The organism is Microbacterium sp. A93, from assembly GCF_051842835.1.
Genome location: NZ_JBPXMT010000011.1, coordinates 263,942 through 287,520, shown reverse-complemented (window position 1 = coordinate 287,520; position 23,579 = coordinate 263,942). Strand labels below are relative to the sequence as shown.

Sequence of the window (23,579 nt, the reverse complement as noted above, 5' to 3'; positions counted from 1 at the left end):
GAGGTAGACGGCAGATGACCCGGCCCCCGAGATGAACTGCTTCGTGCCGTTGAGCACATACTCGTCGCCGTCACGCTTTGCCGACGTCGTGATCGCTGCGGCGTCAGAGCCTGCTCCGGGTTCGGTGAGGCAGTAGCTGCCGAGGTCGTTCATCGTGACCAGGCCGGGCAGCCAGTGTTCGCGCTGCTCCTGGTTGCCGAACGCGTCGATCATCCAGGCGACCATGTTGTGGATCGAGATGTAGGCCGCGATCGTCGTGTCGCCCTTGGAGAGCTCCTCGAAGATCGCTATCGCATCGAGCCGGGAAAGCCCCGATCCTCCGATGTCGTCTCTCACATAGATGCCACCGAGACCGAGCTCGCCCGCCTCTCGCAGTGTGTCAACAGGGAAGAACTTCTCTGCATCCCAGTGTGCCGAGTTCGGGGCGAGGCGGGCTGTAGCAAAATCCCGCACAGCGTCGACGAGCGCCGTGCGCTCATCAGGGGTAAGTGACGCGTACATGGCGATCAGTGCATCGTCGGGATGACGAAGCTTGCGCCTTCCTTCAGATCGTGCGACAACCAACGGCTCGTGACCGTCTTCGTCTTCGTGTAGAAACGGAAGGCATCAGGACCGTGCTGGTTCAGATCACCGAAACCGGACTTCTTCCACCCGCCGAACGTGTGGTAGGCGATCGGGACAGGGATCGGCACGTTGACGCCGACCATGCCCACATTCACCCGTGCGGAGAAGTCACGGGCGGCGTCGCCGTCGCGTGTGAAGATCGAGACGCCGTTGCCGAACTCGTGATCGCTCGCCATCGCGAGCGCCTGCTCGTAGTCGTCGGCGCGTGCGATGAACAGCACAGGCCCGAAGACCTCTTCCTTGTACACCGTCATGTCAGTCGACACATTGTCGAACAGGGTCGGGCCGAGGTAGAACCCGTTCTCGTAACCCTCGACCGTGTATCCACGGCCATCGGCTAGCAGCGTCGCGCCCTCGTCGATGCCCGTCTGGATGTAGCCCTCGACGCGCTGGAGCGCCTCGGCCGTGATGAGGGGACCGTAGTCGACGCCTTCTGCGAGGGCCGGGCCGATCCTGAGCGCCTTGACACGCTCGGTGAGCTTCGCGGCGAGCGCGTCACCGGTCTCCTTGCCGACCGGGACCGCGACCGAGATCGCCATGCAACGCTCGCCAGCCGAACCGTAACCCGCGCCGATCAGAGCGTCGGCAACCTGGTCGAGGTCAGCGTCGGGCATCACGATCATGTGGTTCTTCGCCCCGCCGAAGCACTGAGCGCGCTTGCCGTTCTGGGCGGCGGTCTCGTAGATGTACTGTGCGATCGGAGTCGAGCCGACGAAACCGACAGCCTTCACCCGATCGTCGTGCAGGAGCGCGTCGACGGATTCCTTATCGCCGTTGACGACGTTCAGCACACCCGCCGGGCTTGAGGATGAAGGAGTTGCCAGCGGCGAGCGCCGGACCCATCTTCCACAGCGGGATCATGGCCGGGAAGTTGGAGTGATGCCGGCGACGACGCCGAGTGGCTGACGCATCGAATAGACATCGATCCCAGTACCTGCCGCGCTCGAATACTCGCCCTTGTGTAAGTGCGGGGCGCCGATGGCGAATTCGACGACCTCGACACCGCGCTGGATGTCGCCCAGGGCATCATCGACGGTCTTGCCGTGCTCGCGAGAGAGCGTCTTGGCCAGCTCTGGAGCGTCTTTGTTGATGAGTTCGACGAACTTCATCAGCACGCGGGCGCGCTTTTGCGGGTTGGTGGCGCCCCAGATGACCTGCGCCTCTTCGGCGTTCGCGATCGCGGCTTCGACCTCAGCCGTGGTCGCGAGCGGGACGCGGGACTGCACTTCGTCCGTCGACGGATCGAACACATCCGCGAAGCGTCCGCACGTGCCGGAAACATGCTTACCGCCGATGAAGTGGGTGAGTTCGTAAGTCATTGTGACGAGACCTTTCGCGGTGTATTCGTCGCATCGGATACCTGGTGGTCTCTACTTGCCGCGGGTAGCGCCTTTACACCGATCCCGACCCAGCGCCGCACGGTTGTTGCACACACGCTGAGTGAGTGCAATAGTGTAATCAACTGGTCGGTTGGTAGATGGGGGTTTCATGAACGACACGGCGCGGATCACACGCATAGACCACGACGGGATCGCCGTTCTCACCTTCGACTACCCCGACCGCTCCATGAACGTCGTCGATGAGTCGGTATTCGTCGAGCTCCGCGAGCAGATGCGCATGGCAACGGAAGACGACACGATCTCCGCTGTGGTGTTGACCTCCGGAAAGCCTGGGGCTTTCGGCGCCGGGGCCGACGTCTCCTGGCTTCCTGAACTCGTTGCGCGCCCCGGCGCCGACGAATTCCTCGCGTCCGTGCATCAGCTCATGGCCGACATCGCCGACTCTCCCAAGCCCTATGTCGCAGCCGTGCACGGCGCGGCATTTGGCGGAGCACTCGAGGTCGCACTCTCCATGCACGCGATCGTCGCGGCTCGGGGCACGTCCCTCGGCCTGCCGGAGATCACCCTCGGGCTCATCCCGGGCGGCGCAGGAACCCAGCTGATCCGGCGATTCGTCGACACGTCGACGGCACTAGACCTACTTCTCAGCGGACGGACTGTCGATGCCGCCAAGGCACAGGAGCTCGGCCTCGTGGCCGCCATCGCCGACGACGACCTGCTCGCGACGGCACTGGCGACGGCTCAGCGCCTCGTCGACGGCGACACTCCGCGCGCGGCATTCGGCGAGGACGCGAACACAGCCCTCGCCGCTGTCGCCGAGCGCCAGAACGACGCGGTTTCTTTTGCCGCACAGGCCATCATCGACGCCGTGCGCACCGGCATCGCACACGGATACGCAGCGGGGTGCGCCGCAGAGCGCTCGTCATTCGTATCACTCGTCGACTCCGCAGAGGCGAAGGCACGCATTCATCTGTTCACGACAGAGAATGACATCAAACGACGCAGCCGACGCGCTGGCGCTGCATTCCAGCGCGTCGGGGTGGTGGGAGGCGGACAGATGGGCTCCGGTATCGCTGCCACCGCGGTGAGTCGCGGTCTCTCCGCGGTCGTCCGCGACATGACTGATGACAAGCTCGACGGCGCCCGCTCCTACGTCGATCGAGTCCTCACTCGCAGCGCACCCAGCCGCAAGGACGAGCTGATCGCGAACTGGGCCGGCACGACTGGATGGTCCGGTTTCGAGTCGGCGGATGCAGTCATCGAAGCGGTATTCGAGCTGCCCGCAGTCAAGCGCGAGACACTCGAACTCGTGAGCGACATCGTCGCCGCTGAAACGCTGGTGGCGACCAACACATCTGCCATCCCGGTGAGCAGCCTGGCATCCGCTGTGGATTCGCCCGAGCGCTTCCTCGGAATGCATTTCTTCTCTCCGGTCGAGCGGATGCCGCTGGTCGAACTCGTGCCGCACAGTGGCACCTCTGCGGAGACCGTCGAGCGCGCCGGGTCACTCGCGCGTTCACTCGGAAAGCTCCCGGTGGTCGTCGCGGACAAGCCTGGATTCTTCACGTCGCGCGTATACGCGCGCTGGCTCATGGAGGGAGTGCGACTCCTTCTCGACGGTGCAGATCCGGCTGCTGTGGACAGCGCCGCGAAGGCCGCAGGGTTCCCCATCGGCCCGTTACAAGCTCATGACGAGGCGACCCTCGACCTGGTCGTGAAGGCCAGCATCACCCAGGTCGCCGAGCCCGTGATGGCCGACCGACTGAAGGTCGCCGCGGTGCGCGGCGCCCTCGAAGCTCTGATTGCAGCTGGGGTGGAGGGGCGACGTTTCGGGGCCGGCTTCTACACCTACCAGGAGGGAAGGCGCACGGGGGTGAATCCCGTGGTCGTCGAGACTCTGTCAGTCACGCCGAGCGAGATGGACCAGCAGACCATCGCCGATCGGCTGTTGCTTGCCTTCGCGACCGAGTGCTTCCTGTGCTGGGAAGATGGCACGATTCTCCATCCCGACGACGGTGACGTCGCATCGGTGCTCGGGATCGGTTTCCCGCGAGCGCTCGGCGGCCCGTACCACTGGGCCGGCGAGCAGGGTCTCGACTGGGTCATCGCGCGCTGTGCTGAACTCGGAGAGAGCGCATTCCCCGTCGGGTCACGCCTGCCGCTGCTGGCGACGTCCGGTGCATCGTTCGCGACGGAAACCCGCTTGGCTACCCCAGCCAGCTGAGCGGCGGCCGGGCGACGGTCGGGAGCATCGCCTTCGGGCAGTGCGTCTATGCGTGCCGCAGCAGACGGTAGGACTTCACGCCGTCGATGACTTCCGCGGCGATCCGCTCGCGATCGGCGAGAACATCCAGATGAGCGACAGTCTCGGTGACGGCGAGCATCTGGTTAAACTCGTCCAGCTCGTCAAAGTGCCGCAGATGCCGCGTCCATCCGATCAGCCGGGCAACCTCGAGCGCATCGGCAGCCCCGCCCCGCACCGCAACGAAGCAGTCCTCGAGACGCCGCTCGTGGTATTCGATGAGCTCCCGCGATCGTGCGTGAAGGCTGTCAGCGACAGCTCCGTGCGCAGGGAGCACACGCAGGTCCGGCAGCGCGAGCATCACTTCTTGAGATTCGAGGAACCGCTTGAGCGGAAGGCCATTGCGTTGCGCCTCGAAGCCGATCGAGGGAGTGATAGTGGGCAGAACGTGATCACCGGTGACGATAATTCCGGCAGCCTCGTCGGCGAAGACGAGGTGTCCACGGGTGTGCCCAGGCGTTGCTATCGCACGCAGCCGGTACCGACCGACCGGGATGACCTCATCGCTGTTGAGCCAGCGATCGGGCAGCTCGAAGTACTCCTCGGCCATCCGCTCGGCATCGGGATTCGCCTCGATCCGAGCATGCATCGCATCCGCGACGCTGCCGGCACCTGCTGCACGCAGCCGTTGGAAGTTCATCTTGAAACCGTTGAACCAGTGCTCCATCACGGCCCGGATGTTCGGCTCCTCGTCTTTGCCGACGCTGAGCTTCATCCCGAATTCTGCGCGCAACTGCACACCGAGGGTGATGTGATCACTGTGGGAGTGGGTGATGAGGAACTCGTCGATGGAGTGCAGCCCGAGACCGATGCTCTGCAGTGCGGCATCGAGCTGCGCACGCGCTTCGGGAACTGCCCATCCGGAGTCGATGATAGTGACGCGATCGCCCGCACGAAAAGCGTAGACGTTGACCGCGCGCAGACCGTTACTGGGCATTGCGAGCGGAATCCGGTAGAGATCGGGCGCGATCTCCCACGCCCCGGGTGTCGTCCAGTCTTGGGCAGTCATCATCATCCTTCTCATCAGTAAAGCGGCAGCGCCGGGCCTCCGCCGTCGATGACCAATCGCTGGCCGGTCACGTACGAATCAGGCGCAGCAAGGAACGCCACCGCATCGGCGATGTCCTCGGGGCGGCAGACGCGCCCGAACGGATAGGCGTCGGCGAGGGAGTCGAGCGTGCTGTCAACGCTGGCGCGGACGAGACGCTCGCCCATGTCTGTGGCGACCAGCCCGGGCGCGAGAGCATTGACTCGGATGCCGTTGGCCCGCTCTTCCATCGCCAGCACCCGCACGATGGATTCCGCGGAAGTCTTTGCCACCGCATATGGGGCGGTGTTGGCCGGCAGCGAGATCGTCACGTTGCTGGTGACGACGATGATGTTGCCCGACCCGGCTTCGCGCATCCCCGGAAGCACGACCCCGGCCATCTCCACGACGGCAAAGGCATGCATCTGCAGCATGTCCTGGTACTCGTCTCGCGAGCTCTCGGTGACCGTGTGTCCCCGAGATGCCATCCCGGCATTGCTCACCAACACCGAGATCGGCCCGACTTCCTCCGCAGCTCGGCGCGCGAGATCACCAGCGGCACCAGGGGCACGCAGATCACCGGGAATCGATACCGCACGTCCGCCGAACGCCTCGATCTCGGCCACGACCTCACGGGCGGCATTGCCGTCTTTACGGTATGAGAATGCGACCGTTGCGCCTTGGCGAGCGAGCTTCACGGCGATCGCACGGCCCATCCCCCGGGAACCACCGGTGACAAGCGCGGCACGGCCGCGCAAAGTTGTGCTGTCCATTCATGCCCCCTCTGTCTGCATGTTCGACCATACACGTTCGACCGTTCGTTTGGTCGAATAAGGTGTACCCTAAGAATATCCACTCGATGAGGAGTTGAACCGGATGATCGAAGTACTGCGTCGCTACGCGTACGGATTCGTGAACAGCCGCGATTTCGCTGTGCCGCTGGAGATCATGAGCGATGACTACACCCTGCACGTGGGCACCGAGACGCTCGTAGGACGCGACGATCATTACCTTCCTGCCGTGCAGCTACAGATGGAGCAGTTCCCCCAGCTGGGCTACAGCATCCATGAACTCGTTACGGACGGCGAGAAGACAGCGGTGCTCTTCAGCGAACACGGTCGGTCATCGCGTCACCCCGACAACGAGGCCTCCTGGATCGGCATGGGCATCTACCGCGCTGCCGGCAGCCGGCTCGTGGAATGCTGGGTGGAACAGGACCACTACGGCAAACGCCGTCAGCTCCAGGCCGGCGTGAGCGACCCGGTGCCCCCGGTTGCGGTCGACCCCTGGTCGGGGCATGAGGATGCGAGTCCGAGCGCATCCGCCGCTGCGGCGCCAATCGTGCGTTCCTGGCTGAATGGCCTCGAAGCATGGCCGCCGGCGGAATCCCGACTCGACACCGGATTCGCACAGGCCGAACAGCCCCGCATCCGAATCATCACGACAGAGCTGATCGCCGTCGTCGCTGAGGCGAACCGAGTGGGCTTCAATGCCAAGATCATCGGCACGTACGAAGGGGGCCTACCGGACGACGATGAGCTCCTGGGCTGCACCATCCAGACTTGGGTCGGCGCGATCGGTGACCTCACAGGCAACACCGTGAACGACCTGCGTGGCGCGAGCAATCGCATCGCGGTACACCGGCAACTGCGCGCGATGAAGTAAGACAGAGGACACGAGCATGCCCCTGACACCCCCGGCCAGTCCGCTCGGCGACATCGTCGATCGGCAAGCGGCCACGAATGACGGGATCGCTCTTGTCATGCCGTCAGGCGTGCGGCTGAGCTATCCAGAACTGGCGCAGCGCGCCGATGCCTTCGCATCAAGCCTGATCGGACTGGGCGTGCGCTCGGGAGATCACGTCGGCATCCTGATGCATAACTGCCTGGATTTCGTGCTCGCCCTCATCGCCACCGCGAAGGTCGGAGCGGTGAGCGTGCCGATAAACGGCCGCTTCAAAGAGGCCGAGGCAAGTTACATCATCGGTCACGCCGATCTCAGCGTCCTTCTCGTCAATGCTGATGATGCCGGCACCGACTACCCACGTCTCGTTCATCGCGTGCTCAACCCGCAGCCGGGTGACGCGTACGAATCGATCGGCGACGCACTGCGGCACGTCGTGGACTTCTCCGGACGTGTGGACTCGTTCCTGACACGTGCACAGTTCGATGCCGCAGCAGCCGGGATCTCGCTCGATGAGCTCAAGAACCGCCAGAACCGGGTGCGCATACGTGACATCGCACTCCTCATGTACACCTCAGGAACGACCTCACGACCCAAGGGATGTCTCCTCACTCATGAGTCGATCTCGCGTCATGGCCCGAACGTCGCGCAGTCCTTCTTCTCTCTGACCCAGGAAGATGCGTTCTGGGACCCGCTTCCGCTGTTCCATTGCGGTGGCATCGTCCCGATGTTCGCGTGCTTCACGCTCGGCGCAACGTTCTGCCACGCCGGTCACTTCGAGCCGGGCCAGGCACTGCGCACGATTCGCGACGAGAAGTGCACTGTTCTCTACCCCGCCTTCGAAGCAATATGGCTTCCGATCCTCGATCACCCCGAGTTCGCCACGTCCGATCTCTCCCACGTGCGTGTGATCCAGAACATTGCGACGCCCGAACGTATGACCCAGTTCGAGAACCGGATGCCGTGGGCTCGGCAAGTGACTTCCTACGGGGCGACGGAGACCGCCAGCAATTTGACCATGGGTCATCCTGATGACCCACTCGAGGTCAGAGTCAACACCCTGGGACACGTCGTGCCCGGCATGGAGGCCAAGATCGTGGATCCGGACACCGGCAACGAGGTGCCTGACGAAGAATTCGGCGAGCTCTGCTATCGCGGCTACGCCCTTTTCGAGGGCTACTACAAGTCACCGGAGATCAACGCCGCTGTCTTCGATGCAGAGGGGTTCTTCCACTCCGGCGACCGCGCAGCCCGCCGCTTGGACGGCAACTTTATCTATGGTGGCCGTTACAAGGACATGTTGAAGGTTGGAGGCGAGAACGTCGCCGCCATCGAGATCGAAGACCTGCTCGTGCACCATCCGGCCGTTCGGGTTGCTCAGGTCGTCGGCGTGCGGGACGCTCGCTACGGTGAAGTGCCGGCGGCTTTCATCGAGCTGAACCCGAACTTGGCAGCGACCGAGGCAGATATCATCGAGTTCTGCGTCAATCAGATCGCAACGTACAAAGTTCCCCGATACATACGTTTCGTGGTCGAATGGCCAATGTCGGGAACGAAAGTGAAGAAGTTCGAGCTACAGAATCACCTGATCGCTGAACTCGATCGCGACGGCATCCACACGGCACCGCGCTCGAACGCGCGAGTCACGACAGACTGATAGACGGAGGAACTTATGGCGAGCACGACGAATGTGGCTTCCGAGGCCGCACGGAACTCCCCGCGCACAGCGAAGGGTATTGAACGCGCTCAGCAGATCATGGAGATCGCCGAGAACCTCTTCCACCGTCAGGGATACGCTCAGACCTCGATGGATGACATCGCGCGCGCGACAGGGCTGCTCAAGGGGAGCCTCTATTACTACATGAAGTCGAAGGAGGACCTTCTCTACCGCATCGTGGAGGACGTCCACGAAGTCTCTCGCGCTCAGCTCGATGAAGCCCGCCAGCAGGAGGATGTGCCCGCGCTGGAGCGGCTGCTGCACTTCGTTGAAGCGCAGGTCACCTACCTCGCGCTCAACGTGACCCGTGTGGCCGTCTACCACCATGAATGGCACCGACTCGAAGGCGACCGCCTGAAGAGCGTGCGCGAAGCCCGGCATGCATACGACGATGCACTGATCGCGCTCTTGGAAGAGCTCAAAGCCGAAAGCTCACTGGCAGCGGACTCCAACACTCGACTCGTGGCCAATATGGTGTTGGCCACGATCTGCTGGCCCTACACGTGGTACCGCTCGGGCACGGTATCAGCCGCTGAGCTCTCGAAGACCTGCACCAACTTCGTACGCGCCGGACTGCCCGGCATGCAGTCGGTCGCCTAAGGGTCTGGGAATTCCGGTATCCCGGCGGTAACGCTAACGAGATACTCGAAGGCCGCGCGCCAGAACTTTGCGTCACCGCCCGATCGAGCGTCCGACGATCTCCTTCATGATCTCGCTGGTGCCACCGTAGATGCGCTGCACCCGGGCGTCACGCCAGCGCCAGGCGATCTCATACTCGTTCATGTATCCGTAGCCGCCGTGCAACTGCAAACAGCGGTCGAGCACTCGCCATTCGAGTTCGGTGGCCCAGTATTTCGCGCCCGCAGCCTCGGCATCGCTGAGTTCGCCTGCGACCTGACGGCGAATGCAGTCGTCGACGTAGACTCGCCCCACGCGCACTTCCGTGACCATCTCGGCAATGTCGAAGCTGTTGGCCTGGAAGCTCGAGATCGACTTACCGAAGGCAACCCGCTCTTCGGTGTATTCCGTCGTAAGTTCCAACGCACGCTCAGCATCAGCGATCGCGGTGACCGCCATCGCAAGGCGCTCGGATGCGAGATTACGCATCATGAGGCTGAGACCCCTGCCAGCTTCGCCGAGCACGTTGGATTCGGGTACGGCGACATTATCGAAGAAGAGCTCAGCGGTATCCTGAGCCTCCCGGCCGATCTTGTCGAGCCTGCGCCCGCGCTCGAAGCCCACCATGCCCGCCTCGACCACGAAGAGCCCAAGACCCTCGATGTCGTCGCGTTCGACGCGTGCTGCCACGATCACCAAGTCGGCCTGGATCCCACTGGTGATGAAAATCTTCGATCCGTTCAGGATCCACTGCTCGCCATCCCACCGGGCAGTCGTCTTGATACCGCGCAGATCGGAGCCAGCGCCGGGCTCGGACATTGCGATGGCCGGGACGATGTCTCCACTGGTGATACCCGGCAGCCAGCGCTCGCGTTGCTCTGCGGTGGTGAGATCGGTCAGATAGGGGACCAGGATGCTGTTCGTCAGCTGAAAGGCATCCGTCGCTGCCCCCGCGTAGACGACCTCTTCTTCGATGATCGCGTTGTACCGGAAGTCGCGGATGCCCAAGCCGCCGTACTCGGGTTCCACGGCGAAACCCACGAAGCCGTTTTCTGCCGCACTGCGCCAGAAATCACGGTCGATGATGCCATCCCGCTTCCACTGCGCTACCTTCGGCAGCGCCTCGCGAGCGAGGAACTCACGGACCGCGCTGCGGAACTCCTTGTGCTCGGGCTCGAAAATTGACCGTGCGGACCGTTTGAACGCCATGCCCCCGCCCTTCACTGAGTATCATTTCTACCAATCAGTCGGTATAGTAACACAGAGGCCATCCCGCGCCTCATCGACGTCGACCAAGCGGAACGACCGGAGGATCCATGCCCGAAGCAGACCTTCCCGAGCATCTTCGAGCTCTTCCTGGAACAGCGCTGATGACCGGCACGATCAGCATTCCGGCGGCCGAGGCACCCCTGCTGGTCGACGTGCTGGGCTCCCCAGGACCCGCAGGTGAACTGCACCCCATCTACGCATATCTGGCCACCCAGCGAGGAATTGGCATGAGCGTCGGGGAAGTCTGCGCTCTCGCTCATTTCGACATCGATGATGGTCCGATGCTCGGCAGCGTCCAGTTCGAATACGTGACGCCGATGCGAGCCGACACTGAATACCGCGTCGAAGGCACGATCCTCGACATCACTCGCAAGCAGGGCAGGGCAGCCGGCATCTTCGACCTCCTCGATTTCGAAGAGCGCCTCGTCGACGACGACGGGAATATGGTGGCATCCGCTCGCCTTTCTTTCGTCCTGCCCCGAAAGGAGAATCTTCCGTGAACGAACGTTCTCCCGGCGACGCTCTCACCCCACACCGAGTCACGGCGGTTACCGCAGAAGCCATGAAGACAATGTCTGTGCTTCTCGATGACCCCAACCCGATCCACCTCGACGCGGACGCCGTGCGCGAACTCGGTCTCGGCGACCGACTCATCAACCAGGGCCCCACCAACCTCGCGTACATGATGGACATGGTGCGCAAGAATTTCCCGACCGCACACCTGCAGCGCTTCCAATCGCGACTCTTGGCCAATGTATTCGAGGGCGATATCGTCACAGCCGGTGGGAGCATCGAGCGTATCGAGCGTCACTCTGACGGCATGCACATCACAAGCCGCGTCTGGCTCGACATCGAGAAGGGTGAGCGTGCGGTCGAGGGTGTCGCGAATGTGGTGATCCCGTGACGAGCTATCCCACGTTGCTCAGCCCTTTCACCCTGGGCTCTGTCACTATCCGGAACCGTACGCTGATGGCGGCGATGTCATCGGGGCTGTCCGATCCCGGTGGCCGAGTGTCTGAGGCCCAGATCGCGTATTACGCAGAGCGTTCGCGGGGTGGCGTCGGCCTCATCGCCGTGGAGTTCGCCTGCATCGACAGTAGCTACGGAGTTTCAGAGGAGCGTCAGCTCGTCTTCGATGACGACGCCGCGATCCCGGGCCATGCACGGTTGGTAGCCGCGATCCGCGCCGGAGGTGCGACGCCGGCTCTGCAGCTGCAGGCGCCGGGGCAGTTCGCCGTACCCCGAGAGGGTCACGTGGCCGTAGCACCCAGCAACGTCCTTTCGCGCCGTGACGACAGCCTGCGCGCCCGCGCGCTGATCGGTGCCGAGATCGTCGGCCTCATCGCCAGCTTTCGCGAGGCTGCCCGTCGCGCACTGCTCGCCGGGTACGAGGCGATCGAGCTGCACGGCGCGCATGGATACCTGCTCATGGCGTTCCTCTCCCCGCTGACGAACCAGCGGGATGACGAATGGGGTGGTGATGAAGAGCGCCGGCTCGCGTTCCCCATCGCTGTCATTCGCGCGATCAAGGATGCGATCGGGGACGTCCCGCTCCTGTACCGTATCTCCGCGGATGACTTCGCACCGGGGGGTCTCGGCATCGAGGACATGGCGCGGATCACACCTCGACTCGTTGCTGCCGGGTTGGACGGCATCGACGTCTCAACCGGTTCGCTCACTGGTTCGCTGGAGCGCACGATCGACCCCATGTCGAAGGAGGGCTGGCGGTTCGAGATGACCCGGCGTATCAGGGATGCTGTCGACGTCCCGGTCGCGGGAATCGGCTCGCGCACTCCAGAAACCGCCGAATCCGCACTCCTGCGCGAAGACATGGATCTGGTTGCGCTGGGTCGTCCGCTGTTGGCCGACGCGCACTGGGTCGCCAAAGCCGCACAGGGGCGCAGTGCAGACATCCGGCCGTGCACGAGTTGCAACTGGTGCGCGGATCGCGTCTTCAAGCACCTCCCTACCGGATGCGCGGAGAATCCGCGGACCGGGCGCGAGACCGTGCCGCTGATCACGGAGAACGTCGGCCACGGGCGACGGATCGTGATCATCGGCGGCGGCCCCGGAGGCCTCGCCGCCGCGGTGCAGGCCGAGTCGATCGGCTTCACCACGACGCTGTTCGAAAGCGAGAACCGCCTCGGAGGAGGCATTATCACCTCGGCCGCACCACCGCACAAAGACAACCTGCTCTGGTATCGGGACTATCTCGAGCGTCGCCTCGCCGCGTCAGAAGTCGACGTGCGGGTGGGCTCTCGGGCAACCCTCGACGACGTTCTTGCTCTCGATCCTTTCGCGGTCATTCAGGCACAGGGAACCGTGCCGACCGCGCAGGCCATCCCGGGAGACGACCTGGCGCACGTTGTATCGGCCTATGATCTGCTTCTAGATCGCGGTCCGACGCCAGAATCCTGGCGAGGTCCGGTCGTCGTCTACGGTGGCGGGGAGACGGGCTGTGAGACCGCGGAGCTCATAGCTGCACGCGGATTGGATGTCGTGCTCATCTCTCGATCGGACGAATATCAGCTCGCACGAGCCGCCGAACCGCTGTATCGCAAGGTTCTGCTGACCCGGCTGCGCGCGAACCCACACGTCTCCATCCGCACCGGCACCCATGTTCTCTCGATCGACCGCACCGGTGTCACTCTCAACGAGGATGCCGGTACAACACACATCACGGCAGCGATGATCGTCATTGCCCAGGGCCGCCGCAGCGACGACACCCTGGCCGCGGAACTCGCCGAACACGGCATCACCAGCATCCTGATCGGCGACGCGCGGCAGATCAGCCGCATCGGCGAAGCCGTCCACGACGCCAACACCGCCATCCGCGAACTCGTCGGCAGCGCAGCTGATGCGCCGCCAGCCTGACCAGCGACCGACACCGACCGTGAGGTACCCATGACTGAAATTCGAATGGACGGCCAGTGCGCTGTCGTCACTGGAGCGGGCCGGGGTCTCGGCCGTGCCTACGCCCGAGAACTCGCCCGACGCGGCGCCGCAGTCGTAGTCAATGACCTGGCGATGGACGATGAAGGGACCCCGCGGGCGGATGCGGTGGTCGCCGAGATTGAAGCCGCAGGTGGGCGCGCAGTCGCGGACCGCTCCGATATCTCGACCGCATCCGGCGCCGAAAGCCTCGTCGCCACAGCGGTCGAATCGTTCGGCCGCATCGATGCCATCATCAACAACGCCGGGTTCCTGCGCACCGGAACAATCGATGAGCTCACAGATGAAGACATCGAGTCGGTGGTAGCCGTGCACCTTCTCGCTGCGATGTACACGACCCGAGCTGCGTGGCCGCACATGAAAGCTCAGGGCTACGGTCGCATCGTCTTCACGAGCTCCGGATCGACCTTCGGCCACGTCGGCAACGGCAACTACGGTGCCGCCAAGGGCGGAGTGATGGCGTTGTCGCGCACGCTCGCCCTCGAGGGAGCGGAGTTCAACATCAAAGTCAACTCGGTACTGCCCTATGCGATCTCGCAGATCGCAGCCGGAACTGCTCACGTCGGCGAAGACCCTGCGGGGGTGCGCGCGCTCCTGAACTCGCTCACCGCCCGGCGTGCACCCGAGACGGTTGCCCCGTTAGCCGTGTATCTCGCCAGCAGCGACTGCCGCGTGACCGGTGAGGCGTTCTCCGCCCTCGCCGGTCGCTACGCACGAGTCGTTTACGGGCTGACGCAAGGATGGATATCCGCAAAGGCCGATGCCACTGCCGACGACATCGCCACGCATCTGGATGACATCCTCAACCCCACCTCATTCACCATCCCCACGATGATCCGCGACGAGATCGCTGATGTCGCCACCCGCCTGCGGGCGCGCGGCCTGATCTGAAAGCCCCCACGATGGACTCCATGACCGGTTCCCGCATCCCCGCACTCGGCCTTCTGCTGCGCGATTACGCATACGCTTACACAGCCAGCCACGATTTCGACGTCTGCGATCGCCTGATGGTCAAGGACTACGTGTTGCGGATGGGTGAGTTCGAGATTCGGGGTCGCGACGACGCCTACAAGCCCGCGACCGAGAAGCAGTACCGTCAGTACCCGGGGCTGGGCTTCACCGTCCACGACTTCATGACCAGTGGCAACCGCGCCGCGTTGCGTTTCAGTGAACACGGCAAGTCCCTTCTCACCGGCAAGGACGCCTCGTGGCGCGGGGTCAGCCTGTACCGCTGGGACGGCGAACGCCTCACCGAGTGTCGAGTCGAGCAGGACTACTTCTCCCGACGTCGCCAATCAGAGGGCGCAGCATCCCACCCGGTTCCCGCGCCCGGAACCGATCCTTGGACTGACTCCCTCGCCGCCGAGTCAGACCCGGTCGAATCATCGGTCAGAAGATGGTTGGAGCACGGAGAGCTGTTCGCAAGCGACGACGTCGAGTTCGACGATGAATCTGAAGCCGGACACGAGCGCGCGCGACTCGAGGGACTGTCGGTCGACGTTCTCGACCTGTTCAGCTGCGGTGAGCGGGCCGCGTTCCACATTCGAGCGGACGGTGTGTACGCCGGTGGCTTGGGAGCTGAGTTCGACTCTCTGATCGGCACGCCCGGCTCGCTCTACGCGAGCGGTTATGTGAGCACCAGCGCCGGTGCGATCACGGGGCACGTGGTGACTGACCGACTCAGCTACACGCGTCGCCTCGCGGCGGCACGGTAGCCGAGTATCCGGCTCAGGCGACGCCGAGGAACGCCTGGGTGACACGATCATCAGCCAATAACTCGTTCGGAGTCCCGCGAACGACGACCATTCCCTGCTCAAGCACAGCGGCTTGATGGGCGACGTCCAGGGCGGCAGCATTCTGCTCCACCATCAGCACACCGATACCGCGTCCCGCGATTCTGACGACAGCTTCGAGCACCCGGTCAACCATGATCGGCGCCAACCCCATAGATGGCTCATCCAGCAGGATCAGCCTCGGTTTGGCCATGAGCGCTCGACCGAACGCAAGAAGCTGCTGCTGCCCACCGCTGAGAAGCCCACCGAGGCTGCGACGGTGCTCGGCGAGCATCGGGAAGATCTCATAGATCTCCTCCTCCCCCTCGCGCGCTTGCTTCGCAGAACCTCTACCGAACGCGCCGAGCCTGAGATTCTCCGACACGGTCAACGGCCCGATGATATGGCGCCCTTCGGGGACGAGCACCAACCCGGCCTGCGAGATTTTCCAGGCAGGTTTACGTGTGATATCGGCTCCGTCGAAGACAATGCGACCGGCCCGGGATTTGACTGAACCGGCGATCGCATTGAGCGCAGAAGACTTTCCAGCACCGTTCGCGCCGAGCATCACTGAGATCTCCCCTGCCTGAACCGTGACGTCGAGGCGACGGAGACCGATGAGGTGCCCGTATCCGACGCGCAGGTCTTTCACCTGCAGCAGATCATGCGTTCTTTCGACCAAGGTAGGCCTCCCTCACTCGCTCATCACGGATTGTCTCAACGGGATCACCTGTCGCAATCACCTTGCCGAAGTCCACAACGACGATCCGGCTCGATACCCGCGTAACAAGACCCAGATCGTGTTCGATGAGCAACTGGGTGAGACCTTCGGAGCGAAGGTTCAGCAGGAGCTCTGAGACTTCCTCACGCTCTCGCGGATTCATGCCCGCGACCGGCTCGTCAAGCAGAAGAAGCTGCGGTGAGCTCGCGAGAGCTCGAGCGATCTCCACGCGCCGTTGGAACCCATAGGGCAGAGCGCCCGGGAGAAGCTCGGCGTACTCGACCATCCCGACTCGACCCAGCGCTTCGAGCGCAGCAACCCGTGATCGACGCTGCGCCTTGGCGGCACGGAGGGGTCGGAAGGCCGCGTCGAGCGGGCTTCCACCGTCGTCCGCTCCCAACATCACGTTCTCGACAACGGTGAGATCGGGGAGCAGACGAATTGCCTGGAAGGTGCGACGAACGCCCAGCCTCGCAATACGCGGTGCGGCGAACTTCTTAATCGTCTCACCATCGACTCGGATGTCACCGTCGGTGATGTGCGTCAACGCGGTGATCGCGTTGACGAGCGTCGTCTTACCTGAGCCATTTGGCCCGACGATGCCCACGAGCTCGCCCGGCCAGACCTGGAACGAGACGCCGTCGACGGCACGAACCCCGCCGTAGTGGACCTTGACGTCGTCGACATCGAGGACCGGCTGTGATGCCTGCGCCATCATGACCTCTGCTCCCTCTTCGTCGGAAACCGGATCGTCGTTGTGGCCGGCGCTACGGGAGCATCCGGAAGCTTCCGCTGACGCACACGGTGCCACAGCTGCTGGATGATGCCCCAGATTCCCTGCGGCGCGAAGATCACCATGATGATGATGAGCAGACCATAAACGACATCGGTCCACTCACGGACGAACCCGATCCAACGCGGCAGCATCGTCACGATGAACGCGCCGATCACAGCTCCCACCCATGAGGATGTCCCACCGAGAACGACGATCGTCAGCCCCATTACAACCAGGGAGAAACCTGAGTCGTTCGGCCCGAGCACGCCGTAGCTGAGCGCGGACATGCTGCCAGACAGCGCACCGAGAACGGCACTGAACATGAAAGTCGCGATCCGAAGCTTGAAAGTATCGATCCCGAGAGACATCGCAAGTGGTTCGTCCGTTCGCAGCGCATCGGCGAAGCGTCCACCCGAACGGGACTGCCACAACGCCACACTGGCGACGGCGAGCACAGCGAGGCCAATGGATGCCGGTAGGGACATCACCATGGGGATCCCGAAGATTCCGGACGGGCCTCCCGTTACGGGCGTCCAGTTGAGCGCCACCGCGACGACCAGAAGGTTGAATGCGATCGTTCCCATGCCGAGGTACAGACCACGTAGGCGGGTGAGCAGCAGGGCGAGCAGGCCCGATGCTGCCGCGCAGATCAGGAGTCCGATGACGATCGCCAACGGCCAGGGAATGAGCTTGGTGAGGATAGCCGTCGTGTACGCGCTAATCCCCCAGAAGCCGGCGCTGGCGAGCGAAAAGACGCCCGCTCGCAGCACCACCTGGACGCTCAGTCCGAGCACGATGTACATCATCAAGGTTTTGAGGAGCAGATCATTCTGCGCCAGGAAGTCGATCATGCGCGCTTCCACGCTTTCTCGCCGAAGATTCCCTGTGGTCGCACCAGTAGCACCACGAGGATGAGAGCGAAGGCGATCGCGTCTCGGAGGCTCCCGCCGACGAAGACCACGGCGGCTGTCTCCGCAAATGCGAGCACGAATGCTCCCAGTGCTGCACCGGGAATGGATCCGACGCCGCCAAGAATGATGACGGCGAAGGCCTTGAGCAGGAGGTGTTCACCGGAATGAGCATCGACCGCGTTGGAGTTGGCTGCGAGCAGAAGTCCAGCGGCACCGGCGAGCGCGCCACTGACCGCCATGGTCAGCGCCGACATACGAGCGACGGGTATGCCGAGCAACTCGGCGGTCTTGGGATCCTGCGCGATCGTGCGCAGGGCACGACCGCCTTGCGTGCGAGAGACCCACCACCACAGAGCGAGCGTAGAAAGAATACCAACCAGGATGATGGTGATCTGAAGGTCGGAGATCGTGATCCCGGCGAACTTGTGGATGGGCGTCTGCGTGATCTCCATCGGAAGATTCACCACTTCGGCCCGGGCGAAGTTGAGTGCCACCGCGATAGGGATGAGGCTCGCTCCGATGCTGGCGATCAGGATCGCAAGCTCAGCCGCATGCTGATCGGCGGCTCGCTGCATAATCGGTCGGAAGACGAAGATCTGCAGGATGACTGACAGCACTGCACCGATGACGGCCGCGAAGATGACGAGCACCCACAACGGGATGTCTGGCGACACCTCGCGTGTGACGATGTACGCGCTAAACGCACCGAACATGAAGATCGAGCCATGCGCGAGGTTGAGCACCTTGAGCACGCCCCAGGAGAGCGAAAGCCCCAGGGCGAACATCAAATACAGCGAACCCAGGATGATGGCGTTGACGAACTGACCAAGCACGGTCTCACCCCTCCTTTCCTTTTTCTACAGCGACTTGCGGAGGATTCAAGCGGGAGTCGAGGGGCGCTACGCGCAACGCGCCGCCCCTCGATTCCCGCGGGGTTAGCTAGCCTAAGACGTTGACTGCACCGTCTCGCCACTCGACGAGAATGCCATCGATGCGGGCGTCACGGTCTTCGAAGCTGATCGGTCCGACCGCACCGTCGAAGCCAGCATCAGCGGCCTGATTGATGCCCTCGAGCACAGACGCGCGGTCACTGGGGTCGGTGGCATTAGCGATTCCAGCGGCGAATAGCAGAACAGCATCCCAGGTCTCAGCTGCGAACGCTCCGGGGGCTTCGCCGGTCTGCTCCTCGTAGTAACTGACGAACTCCTGAGTCGACTCAGCCGGTCCATCCACGCTGAAGTCCGTGGGCCAGGTGAAGCCGTCCGCGCTCGCTCCCAACGGCTCGAGAACCCCATTAGCGAAGCCCGCCGAGCCGCCGACGAAACCGTCATAGCCCTGGTTCAGAATCGCGGTCGAGACGGTCACGTTCGGAGTTCCCTGGCCGAGCAGGAGGACCAGATCAGGCTTGGCACCGACGACCTTCGAGGCAAGAGCGGTGAAGTCCGTGTCAGTACCCAAGAAGCTCTCATTCGAGACGATCTCGACGCCGGCTTCTTCGAAGACTGGCGGGTAAATGGTTTCGGCGACCTCGACAAGTGTCGGAACGTCGGACTGGGTAACGAGTGCGACGGACTCGATGCCCTGCTCGATGTAGTACTCCGCTTGACGGAAGTGGTACGTCGACTGCGGTGCTGTGGTGCGGAAGATGTGATCGCCCGCCTCGATCACGGCTTCGCTGCCGGACTGCATGGCCACGATCGGCAAGCTGAGACTCTGCGCTGCCGCAGCGGTAGCCTGCGAAACACCCGAGGCGCAGCCGATCACGGCCCCCACTGAGTCGCTCGAGACGATCGACTGAACTTCGGTCGCAGCGACTTTCGGGTCGGTCTGCGTGTCGCGGATGTCCGGGTTGAGGGTGACACCACCAGCGAAGTCATTCTCATTGACCCAGTCGATGGCAACCTCGAAACCGGTCTGAGCCTCACTGCCGCAGAATGCTGCAGCCCCGGAAATATCACCCAGGAACGATAGTGTCACCTCGCTCACATCAGCGGGAGCGTCGCCCGTTCCCTCTGCGGATCCGTCGGACGTCGCGCTGCATGCGGCGAGAACGAGCGCAAGCGGTGCTGCGATCGCGATTGCCTTGATTGTGTGCCTCATTGCACTCTCCTCTTGTATGGGGGTTCGCTGTTCACTGGGTCGACAAGATCCATGCGAGTGACGAGCAGATCGGGACGTCCACGCGTCAGAACTCTTCAATAAATCTAACAACTGGTTGTTATATAGAAGAGTCTCGGGCCCCGGGTGGGAAAAGTCAAACATCATCCCGAAGAAAATCATCGGATCCTGCCATCCGATCGAATTATCGATAGTCGACAAACGATCGTTTGGCGGGTACTCTGTGGATGCCGTGAAGGTAACACGATAAGGAACCCACATGTCCGTCGAAAGCAAAGACATTCTCTCCCCCGAACTGATCGAGGACTCGAACTCCTATTGGGCAGATCTGCGAGCACACGATCCCGTGCACTGGGACGCCGCGCAACGGGCCTGGCTGCTGACACGATACGACGACGTCGTCGACGGATTCATGGACCCGAGACTCTCGTCCGACCGCATCCGTCCTCTGCTCGAGATCCTGCCCCCGGAGCGCCGCGAGCGCCTCGGACCCATGCTCGAGGTCATGGGTGACTGGCTCTCGGTGACCGATGCACCGGTGCACACACGGTTGCGGAAGCTCGCAAACAACGCCTTCCGCGGTCAGCAGATCGCCCGGATGGCGGAGTGGATGAGTCAACTCGTCGACGAGTTGATCGATGATTTCATCGCTTCCGGCAGCACCGACTTCATCGAGGGAATCGCCAGCCCACTGCCCGCCACTGTCGTCGCACGCATGATGGGGGCACCGGCCAGCGACGGTCCGTTGTTTCGAAAATGGTCGGATGAGCTCGCGCTGGTCGCGTTCAGCGCCGGAGACAAGGCCGCGCCCGATCGCTACACACGCGCGCTCACAAGCGTCGGCGAGATGCAGGACTACCTGCGAGATCTCATCGACAAGCGCAAAACCGACCCTCGCGACGACATGATCTCAGCCCTCATGACTCCGACTGCGGACGGTGACGTGCTCACAGAGGCGGAGCTTCTCTCGATGTGCACGCTCATCCTCTTCGCCGGACACGAGACCACGACGAACCTGCTGTGCAACTTCCTCGTCATACTCGAACGCGAGCCCCATGTGCGCGGGCAGCTACTCACCGAGCCGTCGCTCATCAACACCGCCATCGAAGAGGTGCTCCGCTACGAGGCGCCGATCAAGGTCATCGTGCGCTGGGTCGCGGAGAGCCACGAGCGTGGCGGCAAGACTCTGAACGCGGGCGACCGCGCTTACCTCGTACTGCATTCAGCCAATCGGGACGAGAGCATCTTCGAGAACGCCGACACGTTCGACATCCGCAGGCCGACCCAGCCGTCACATATCGCGTTCGGCCGCGGTGCACACGCCTGTTTGGGGGCGCAGCTCGCCCGAATCGAAGCGCGCATCGCGCTGCCGAAGATCTTCGAACGGCTCCCCGGCCTCCGCGTCACCGATAACATCTGCTGGAAACCACTCATCGCCGCACGAGCGGTCACAGCACTCCACGTCGAGTACGACTCGAGGGAGACAACAGCATGAGCCGCGTCGAGTACTTGGCAGCCGACGGCACCGAGACGGTACTTGTTGTTCCTGCGAGCACCAGCATCATGCAGGCGGCGGTGTCCAGCGGCGTACGAGGCATCGTCGGTGAATGCGGTGGCCAGCTCATGTGCGCAACGTGCCACGTCTATGTCGAATCAGTGGCGGGACAACTGCCCGAGCAGACCCAGGACGAACGCGACATGCTCGAACTCGCGGCGTCACCCGTGGATGAGTGCTCTCGGCTCTCCTGCCAGCTCATCATGGACGAATCGATACTGCACGCACGCGTCCGACTCCCCGAGGCCCAGGTCTGACATGCGCTCTGTCGTCATCGTTGGCGCAGGCCAGGCCGGAACCACCACAGCCGAAGCGCTCCGGGATCGCGAGTACGACGGCGCCATAACGCTCGTAGATGCCAGCATCGAACGGCCTTATCGGCGCCCGCCGTTGTCGAAAGCACTTCTCAGTGGAGACCTCGATCGTGAATCGCTCGCGTTCCGGCCCATGTCGTTCTACGAGAAGCTCGACATCGAGCTTGCACTCGGCGAGTCGGCCGTCGGCATCGACAACAGCCGGAAGCGCCTCGAACTCTCGCATGGGCGCAAGCTGGATTACGACCACCTTGTGATCGCCACAGGCTCTGCGCCCCGCCCGTGGCCGGGCAGCGGGGCGAAGCTTGGCGGCGTGTTCCAACTTTCGACCGTCGACGATGCCGAATGCCTCCGTGCTGCGATGCAAAGCGGCGCGAAGCTGACCGTCATCGGCGGCGGCCTCATCGGAATGGAAGTCGCATCCACTGCTCGCAAAGCAGGGCTCGAGGTCACTGTTCTGGAGACAGCGGCGCGCACGATGGCGCGAACCCTGACCGCAGTCGCATCCGATGTTCTCGTCGAGAAGCATCGCGGCCTCGGAGTAACGGTGCGAACAGCCGTTTCAGTCGACGCGATCGTCGGCGCCGCGGGCAGGGTCACCGCAGTGCGGCTGAGCTCAGGAGAGCTGCTGCCGTCCGATCTCGTCCTCGTCAGCGTGGGCTCCGCGGCAAACATCGCACCAGCCGGCGCCGACCTCTGCGACACGTCGCTGCGCGCCATTCGCGTCAATGAGTTCCTGCGCACGATGAACCCGTCGGTCTCGGCGATCGGCGATGTCGCAGCATTTCCTTACGGCGGACGCGACATCCGGCTGGAATCCGTGCAGAACGCAACCGATCAAGCACGGTCGGTTGCCGCGGGCCTGACCGGACAGACGACGCCGTACATCACGGCACCGTGGTTCTGGACCGAGCAGGCCGGCGTGAAACTCCAGATTGCTGGCTTGGTCGCGGGAGCAGATCGCTACGTGGTGCGCGGTGACAGTGACAGCGGTCGATTCAGCATCTTCGCGTTCAACGACGGAGGACTGCTGGGTGCCGAATCATTCTCGAAACCCGCTGACCATATCGCCGCGCGCTCCCTGCTGACACATGGCCCGTGTATCACGCCCGAACAGGCACAGGACCAGGATTTCGATCTCGCGGCGCTAGCTCGGTCGGCCTGATCGGTCGCGGCCTGAAGCTCAGCCTGTTGCCAGGCCGGTGACAAATATTTTCGCGAACTCGCTCCCGATCTCCTCCGGAGACTTCGATCCTGCGCGGTACCACCGGTAGATCCAGTTGGTCGAACCGAGAATCGCCAGGGCCGCGATCGACGGGTCAACGTCACCTCGAACGCTCCCATCTGCCTGCCCCCGCCGGATGAGGTCACGGACCAGCTGGTGATAATCGTACTCAGTCAGCTGCTCACGTCGAGCTGGTTCGAGACGCTCGAATTCGTGCAGGTAGACAGTTGTGGCCGTGAGATGCTCCACGAGGAAAACCGCATGCCCCTCGATTGCTCTGGCGAGCAGTTCCAGACCGGTCCCGGACTCCTGACTGTAGCTTTGGAACCGTTCGAAGCCGTCCCAGTAGACACTTCGGATCACCTCGTACAGCAGGTCGCCTTTTGACTTGATGTAGTAGTAGATGCTGCCTTTGAGGATGCCCAGCTCATCAGCGATCTGCTGCAGCGAAGTCGCTGCATAGCCGTGTCGAGCGAACATTCGTGCCGAGACGTCAAGCAACTCCTCCCAGCGCTCGTCCCCGGACTTGCGAGAGATCGGACGCGACGTCTTGCGCGCGCTCGCCGGCGGAGCTGTGACGTCCTGATTGGTCATACATCCAAGCTACCGGTCGTGGGCGCGATCGAACCGGTCAGCTCACTAGAGCGAAGACATTA

Annotated in this window: 22 protein-coding genes and 1 pseudogene; 12 read left to right on the top strand and 11 right to left on the bottom strand. The window is 63.1% G+C overall.

Going from position 1 to position 23,579, the window contains the following annotated elements:
* Together ACSU1G_RS26110 and ACSU1G_RS26105 are read right to left on the bottom strand one after the other, a co-directional pair.
* The coding region (locus tag ACSU1G_RS26110) for an acyl-CoA dehydrogenase family protein (RefSeq protein WP_439283115.1) at positions 1 to 501 on the bottom strand (501 nt) is incomplete at its 3' end.
* A 5-nt stretch (positions 502 to 506) separates the two neighbouring features.
* A pseudogene (locus ACSU1G_RS26105) lies at positions 507 to 1,943 on the bottom strand (CoA-acylating methylmalonate-semialdehyde dehydrogenase).
* 169 nt (positions 1,944 to 2,112) lie between these two features.
* On the opposite strand from ACSU1G_RS26105, the gene ACSU1G_RS26100 reads away from it, so the two are divergent.
* Positions 2,113 to 4,188 carry a 3-hydroxyacyl-CoA dehydrogenase NAD-binding domain-containing protein gene (locus ACSU1G_RS26100; RefSeq protein ID WP_439283113.1) on the top strand — a complete coding sequence of 692 codons (2,076 nt, stop codon included), beginning with the start codon at positions 2,113 to 2,115 and terminating at the stop codon, positions 4,186 to 4,188.
* A gap of 46 nt (positions 4,189 to 4,234) precedes the next feature.
* Here the strand turns inward: ACSU1G_RS26100 and ACSU1G_RS26095 are convergent, their stop codons facing one another.
* Both ACSU1G_RS26095 and ACSU1G_RS26090 read right to left on the bottom strand, forming a co-directional pair.
* On the bottom strand, positions 4,235 to 5,275 hold the full coding sequence (locus tag ACSU1G_RS26095) for an MBL fold metallo-hydrolase (protein ID WP_439283111.1): 1,041 nt from the start codon (positions 5,273 to 5,275) through the stop codon (positions 4,235 to 4,237).
* Positions 5,276 to 5,289: 14 nt separating this feature from the next.
* On the bottom strand, positions 5,290 to 6,066 hold the full coding sequence (locus ACSU1G_RS26090; protein ID WP_439283109.1) for an SDR family NAD(P)-dependent oxidoreductase: 777 nt from the start codon (positions 6,064 to 6,066) through the stop codon (positions 5,290 to 5,292).
* 103 nt (positions 6,067 to 6,169) lie between these two features.
* Between ACSU1G_RS26090 and ACSU1G_RS26085 the strand changes: the two genes are divergently transcribed.
* From ACSU1G_RS26085 to ACSU1G_RS26075, 3 genes are read left to right on the top strand one after another with little or no spacing between them, the layout of a single operon-like run.
* Positions 6,170 to 6,958 (top strand): nuclear transport factor 2 family protein, encoded by a 789-nt coding sequence (locus tag ACSU1G_RS26085; protein WP_439283108.1) that lies wholly within the window; start codon positions 6,170 to 6,172, stop codon positions 6,956 to 6,958.
* 16 nt (positions 6,959 to 6,974) lie between these two features.
* Complete coding sequence (locus ACSU1G_RS26080; RefSeq protein ID WP_439283107.1) at positions 6,975 to 8,633, top strand: AMP-binding protein; 1,659 nt, start codon at positions 6,975 to 6,977, stop codon at positions 8,631 to 8,633.
* Between the two features lie 15 nt (positions 8,634 to 8,648).
* Positions 8,649 to 9,293, top strand: a complete 645-nt coding sequence (locus ACSU1G_RS26075) for a TetR/AcrR family transcriptional regulator (protein ID WP_439283105.1) — start codon at positions 8,649 to 8,651, stop codon at positions 9,291 to 9,293.
* A 72-nt stretch (positions 9,294 to 9,365) separates the two neighbouring features.
* Here ACSU1G_RS26075 and ACSU1G_RS26070 read toward each other — a convergent pair whose 3' ends face one another.
* The gene (locus tag ACSU1G_RS26070) at positions 9,366 to 10,520 is read right to left on the bottom strand and encodes an acyl-CoA dehydrogenase family protein (protein ID WP_439283103.1); all 1,155 of its coding nucleotides are present in this window, start codon (positions 10,518 to 10,520) and stop codon (positions 9,366 to 9,368) included.
* Between the two features lie 107 nt (positions 10,521 to 10,627).
* On the opposite strand from ACSU1G_RS26070, the gene ACSU1G_RS26065 reads away from it, so the two are divergent.
* From ACSU1G_RS26065 to ACSU1G_RS26045, 5 genes are read left to right on the top strand one after another with little or no spacing between them, the layout of a single operon-like run.
* Positions 10,628 to 11,080 carry a hotdog fold domain-containing protein gene (locus ACSU1G_RS26065; protein ID WP_439283101.1) on the top strand — a complete coding sequence of 151 codons (453 nt, stop codon included), beginning with the start codon at positions 10,628 to 10,630 and terminating at the stop codon, positions 11,078 to 11,080.
* Positions 11,077 to 11,484: a MaoC family dehydratase gene (locus tag ACSU1G_RS26060; protein WP_439283099.1), complete on the top strand. Its 408-nt coding sequence runs from the start codon at positions 11,077 to 11,079 to the stop codon at positions 11,482 to 11,484. The genes ACSU1G_RS26065 and ACSU1G_RS26060 overlap by 4 nt, the downstream gene beginning before the upstream one ends.
* Positions 11,481 to 13,454, top strand: coding sequence for an FAD-dependent oxidoreductase (locus tag ACSU1G_RS26055; RefSeq protein ID WP_439283097.1), 1,974 nt, complete (start codon positions 11,481 to 11,483; stop codon positions 13,452 to 13,454). Before ACSU1G_RS26060 ends, ACSU1G_RS26055 begins: the two co-directional genes overlap by 4 nt.
* A 30-nt stretch (positions 13,455 to 13,484) precedes the next feature.
* Complete coding sequence (locus tag ACSU1G_RS26050; RefSeq protein WP_439283095.1) at positions 13,485 to 14,423, top strand: SDR family NAD(P)-dependent oxidoreductase; 939 nt, start codon at positions 13,485 to 13,487, stop codon at positions 14,421 to 14,423.
* A 20-nt stretch (positions 14,424 to 14,443) separates the two neighbouring features.
* Positions 14,444 to 15,247: a nuclear transport factor 2 family protein gene (locus ACSU1G_RS26045; RefSeq protein WP_439283093.1), complete on the top strand. Its 804-nt coding sequence runs from the start codon at positions 14,444 to 14,446 to the stop codon at positions 15,245 to 15,247.
* A gap of 13 nt (positions 15,248 to 15,260) precedes the next feature.
* Here the strand turns inward: ACSU1G_RS26045 and ACSU1G_RS26040 are convergent, their stop codons facing one another.
* From ACSU1G_RS26040 to ACSU1G_RS26020, 5 genes are all read right to left on the bottom strand, one after another.
* A complete protein-coding gene (locus ACSU1G_RS26040) occupies positions 15,261 to 15,956 on the bottom strand; it encodes an ABC transporter ATP-binding protein (protein WP_439283136.1) in 696 nt (231 codons plus the stop codon).
* Between the two features lie 10 nt (positions 15,957 to 15,966).
* Positions 15,967 to 16,743 (bottom strand): ABC transporter ATP-binding protein, encoded by a 777-nt coding sequence (locus tag ACSU1G_RS26035; protein ID WP_439283091.1) that lies wholly within the window; start codon positions 16,741 to 16,743, stop codon positions 15,967 to 15,969.
* A complete protein-coding gene (locus tag ACSU1G_RS26030) occupies positions 16,740 to 17,651 on the bottom strand; it encodes a branched-chain amino acid ABC transporter permease (protein ID WP_439283089.1) in 912 nt (303 codons plus the stop codon). The genes ACSU1G_RS26035 and ACSU1G_RS26030 overlap by 4 nt, the downstream gene beginning before the upstream one ends.
* Complete coding sequence (locus ACSU1G_RS26025; RefSeq protein ID WP_439283088.1) at positions 17,648 to 18,544, bottom strand: branched-chain amino acid ABC transporter permease; 897 nt, start codon at positions 18,542 to 18,544, stop codon at positions 17,648 to 17,650. Before ACSU1G_RS26025 ends, ACSU1G_RS26030 begins: the two co-directional genes overlap by 4 nt.
* Positions 18,545 to 18,650: 106 nt before the next feature.
* Positions 18,651 to 19,811, bottom strand: coding sequence for an ABC transporter substrate-binding protein (locus ACSU1G_RS26020; RefSeq protein WP_439283086.1), 1,161 nt, complete (start codon positions 19,809 to 19,811; stop codon positions 18,651 to 18,653).
* 277 nt (positions 19,812 to 20,088) lie between these two features.
* Here ACSU1G_RS26020 and ACSU1G_RS26015 point away from each other — a divergent pair, with 277 nt between their 5' ends.
* From ACSU1G_RS26015 to ACSU1G_RS26005, 3 genes are read left to right on the top strand one after another with little or no spacing between them, the layout of a single operon-like run.
* On the top strand, positions 20,089 to 21,324 hold the full coding sequence (locus ACSU1G_RS26015; RefSeq protein ID WP_439283084.1) for a cytochrome P450: 1,236 nt from the start codon (positions 20,089 to 20,091) through the stop codon (positions 21,322 to 21,324).
* On the top strand, positions 21,321 to 21,641 hold the full coding sequence (locus tag ACSU1G_RS26010) for a 2Fe-2S iron-sulfur cluster-binding protein (protein ID WP_439283082.1): 321 nt from the start codon (positions 21,321 to 21,323) through the stop codon (positions 21,639 to 21,641). The genes ACSU1G_RS26015 and ACSU1G_RS26010 overlap by 4 nt, the downstream gene beginning before the upstream one ends.
* A 1-nt stretch (position 21,642) precedes the next feature.
* Positions 21,643 to 22,863, top strand: a complete 1,221-nt coding sequence (locus tag ACSU1G_RS26005) for an NAD(P)/FAD-dependent oxidoreductase (protein ID WP_439283080.1) — start codon at positions 21,643 to 21,645, stop codon at positions 22,861 to 22,863.
* Positions 22,864 to 22,881: 18 nt separating this feature from the next.
* Here the strand turns inward: ACSU1G_RS26005 and ACSU1G_RS26000 are convergent, their stop codons facing one another.
* Positions 22,882 to 23,517, bottom strand: a complete 636-nt coding sequence (locus ACSU1G_RS26000; RefSeq protein WP_439283078.1) for a TetR/AcrR family transcriptional regulator — start codon at positions 23,515 to 23,517, stop codon at positions 22,882 to 22,884.
* Positions 23,518 to 23,579: the final 62 nt, after the last annotated feature.

Bases quoted from the DNA above. Each gene is read 5' to 3' on its own strand.
- ACSU1G_RS26100 (WP_439283113.1), top strand. From the start codon at position 2,113: ATGAACGACACGGCGCGGATCACACGCATAGACCACGACGGGATCGCC.
- ACSU1G_RS26045 (WP_439283093.1), top strand. From the start codon at position 14,444: ATGACCGGTTCCCGCATCCCCGCACTCGGCCTTCTGCTGCGCGATTAC.
- ACSU1G_RS26010 (WP_439283082.1), top strand. From the start codon at position 21,321: ATGAGCCGCGTCGAGTACTTGGCAGCCGACGGCACCGAGACGGTACTT.
- ACSU1G_RS26090 (WP_439283109.1), bottom strand. From the start codon at position 6,066: ATGGACAGCACAACTTTGCGCGGCCGTGCCGCGCTTGTCACCGGTGGT.
- ACSU1G_RS26065 (WP_439283101.1), top strand. From the start codon at position 10,628: ATGCCCGAAGCAGACCTTCCCGAGCATCTTCGAGCTCTTCCTGGAACA.
- ACSU1G_RS26030 (WP_439283089.1), bottom strand. From the start codon at position 17,651: ATGATCGACTTCCTGGCGCAGAATGATCTGCTCCTCAAAACCTTGATG.
- ACSU1G_RS26070 (WP_439283103.1), bottom strand. From the start codon at position 10,520: ATGGCGTTCAAACGGTCCGCACGGTCAATTTTCGAGCCCGAGCACAAG.
- ACSU1G_RS26005 (WP_439283080.1), top strand. From the start codon at position 21,643: ATGCGCTCTGTCGTCATCGTTGGCGCAGGCCAGGCCGGAACCACCACA.
- ACSU1G_RS26075 (WP_439283105.1), top strand. From the start codon at position 8,649: ATGGCGAGCACGACGAATGTGGCTTCCGAGGCCGCACGGAACTCCCCG.
- ACSU1G_RS26085 (WP_439283108.1), top strand. From the start codon at position 6,170: ATGATCGAAGTACTGCGTCGCTACGCGTACGGATTCGTGAACAGCCGC.
- ACSU1G_RS26050 (WP_439283095.1), top strand. From the start codon at position 13,485: ATGACTGAAATTCGAATGGACGGCCAGTGCGCTGTCGTCACTGGAGCG.
- ACSU1G_RS26095 (WP_439283111.1), bottom strand. From the start codon at position 5,275: ATGACTGCCCAAGACTGGACGACACCCGGGGCGTGGGAGATCGCGCCC.
- ACSU1G_RS26015 (WP_439283084.1), top strand. From the start codon at position 20,089: ATGTCCGTCGAAAGCAAAGACATTCTCTCCCCCGAACTGATCGAGGAC.
- ACSU1G_RS26035 (WP_439283091.1), bottom strand. From the start codon at position 16,743: ATGATGGCGCAGGCATCACAGCCGGTCCTCGATGTCGACGACGTCAAG.
- ACSU1G_RS26020 (WP_439283086.1), bottom strand. From the start codon at position 19,811: ATGAGGCACACAATCAAGGCAATCGCGATCGCAGCACCGCTTGCGCTC.
- ACSU1G_RS26000 (WP_439283078.1), bottom strand. From the start codon at position 23,517: ATGACCAATCAGGACGTCACAGCTCCGCCGGCGAGCGCGCGCAAGACG.
- ACSU1G_RS26080 (WP_439283107.1), top strand. From the start codon at position 6,975: ATGCCCCTGACACCCCCGGCCAGTCCGCTCGGCGACATCGTCGATCGG.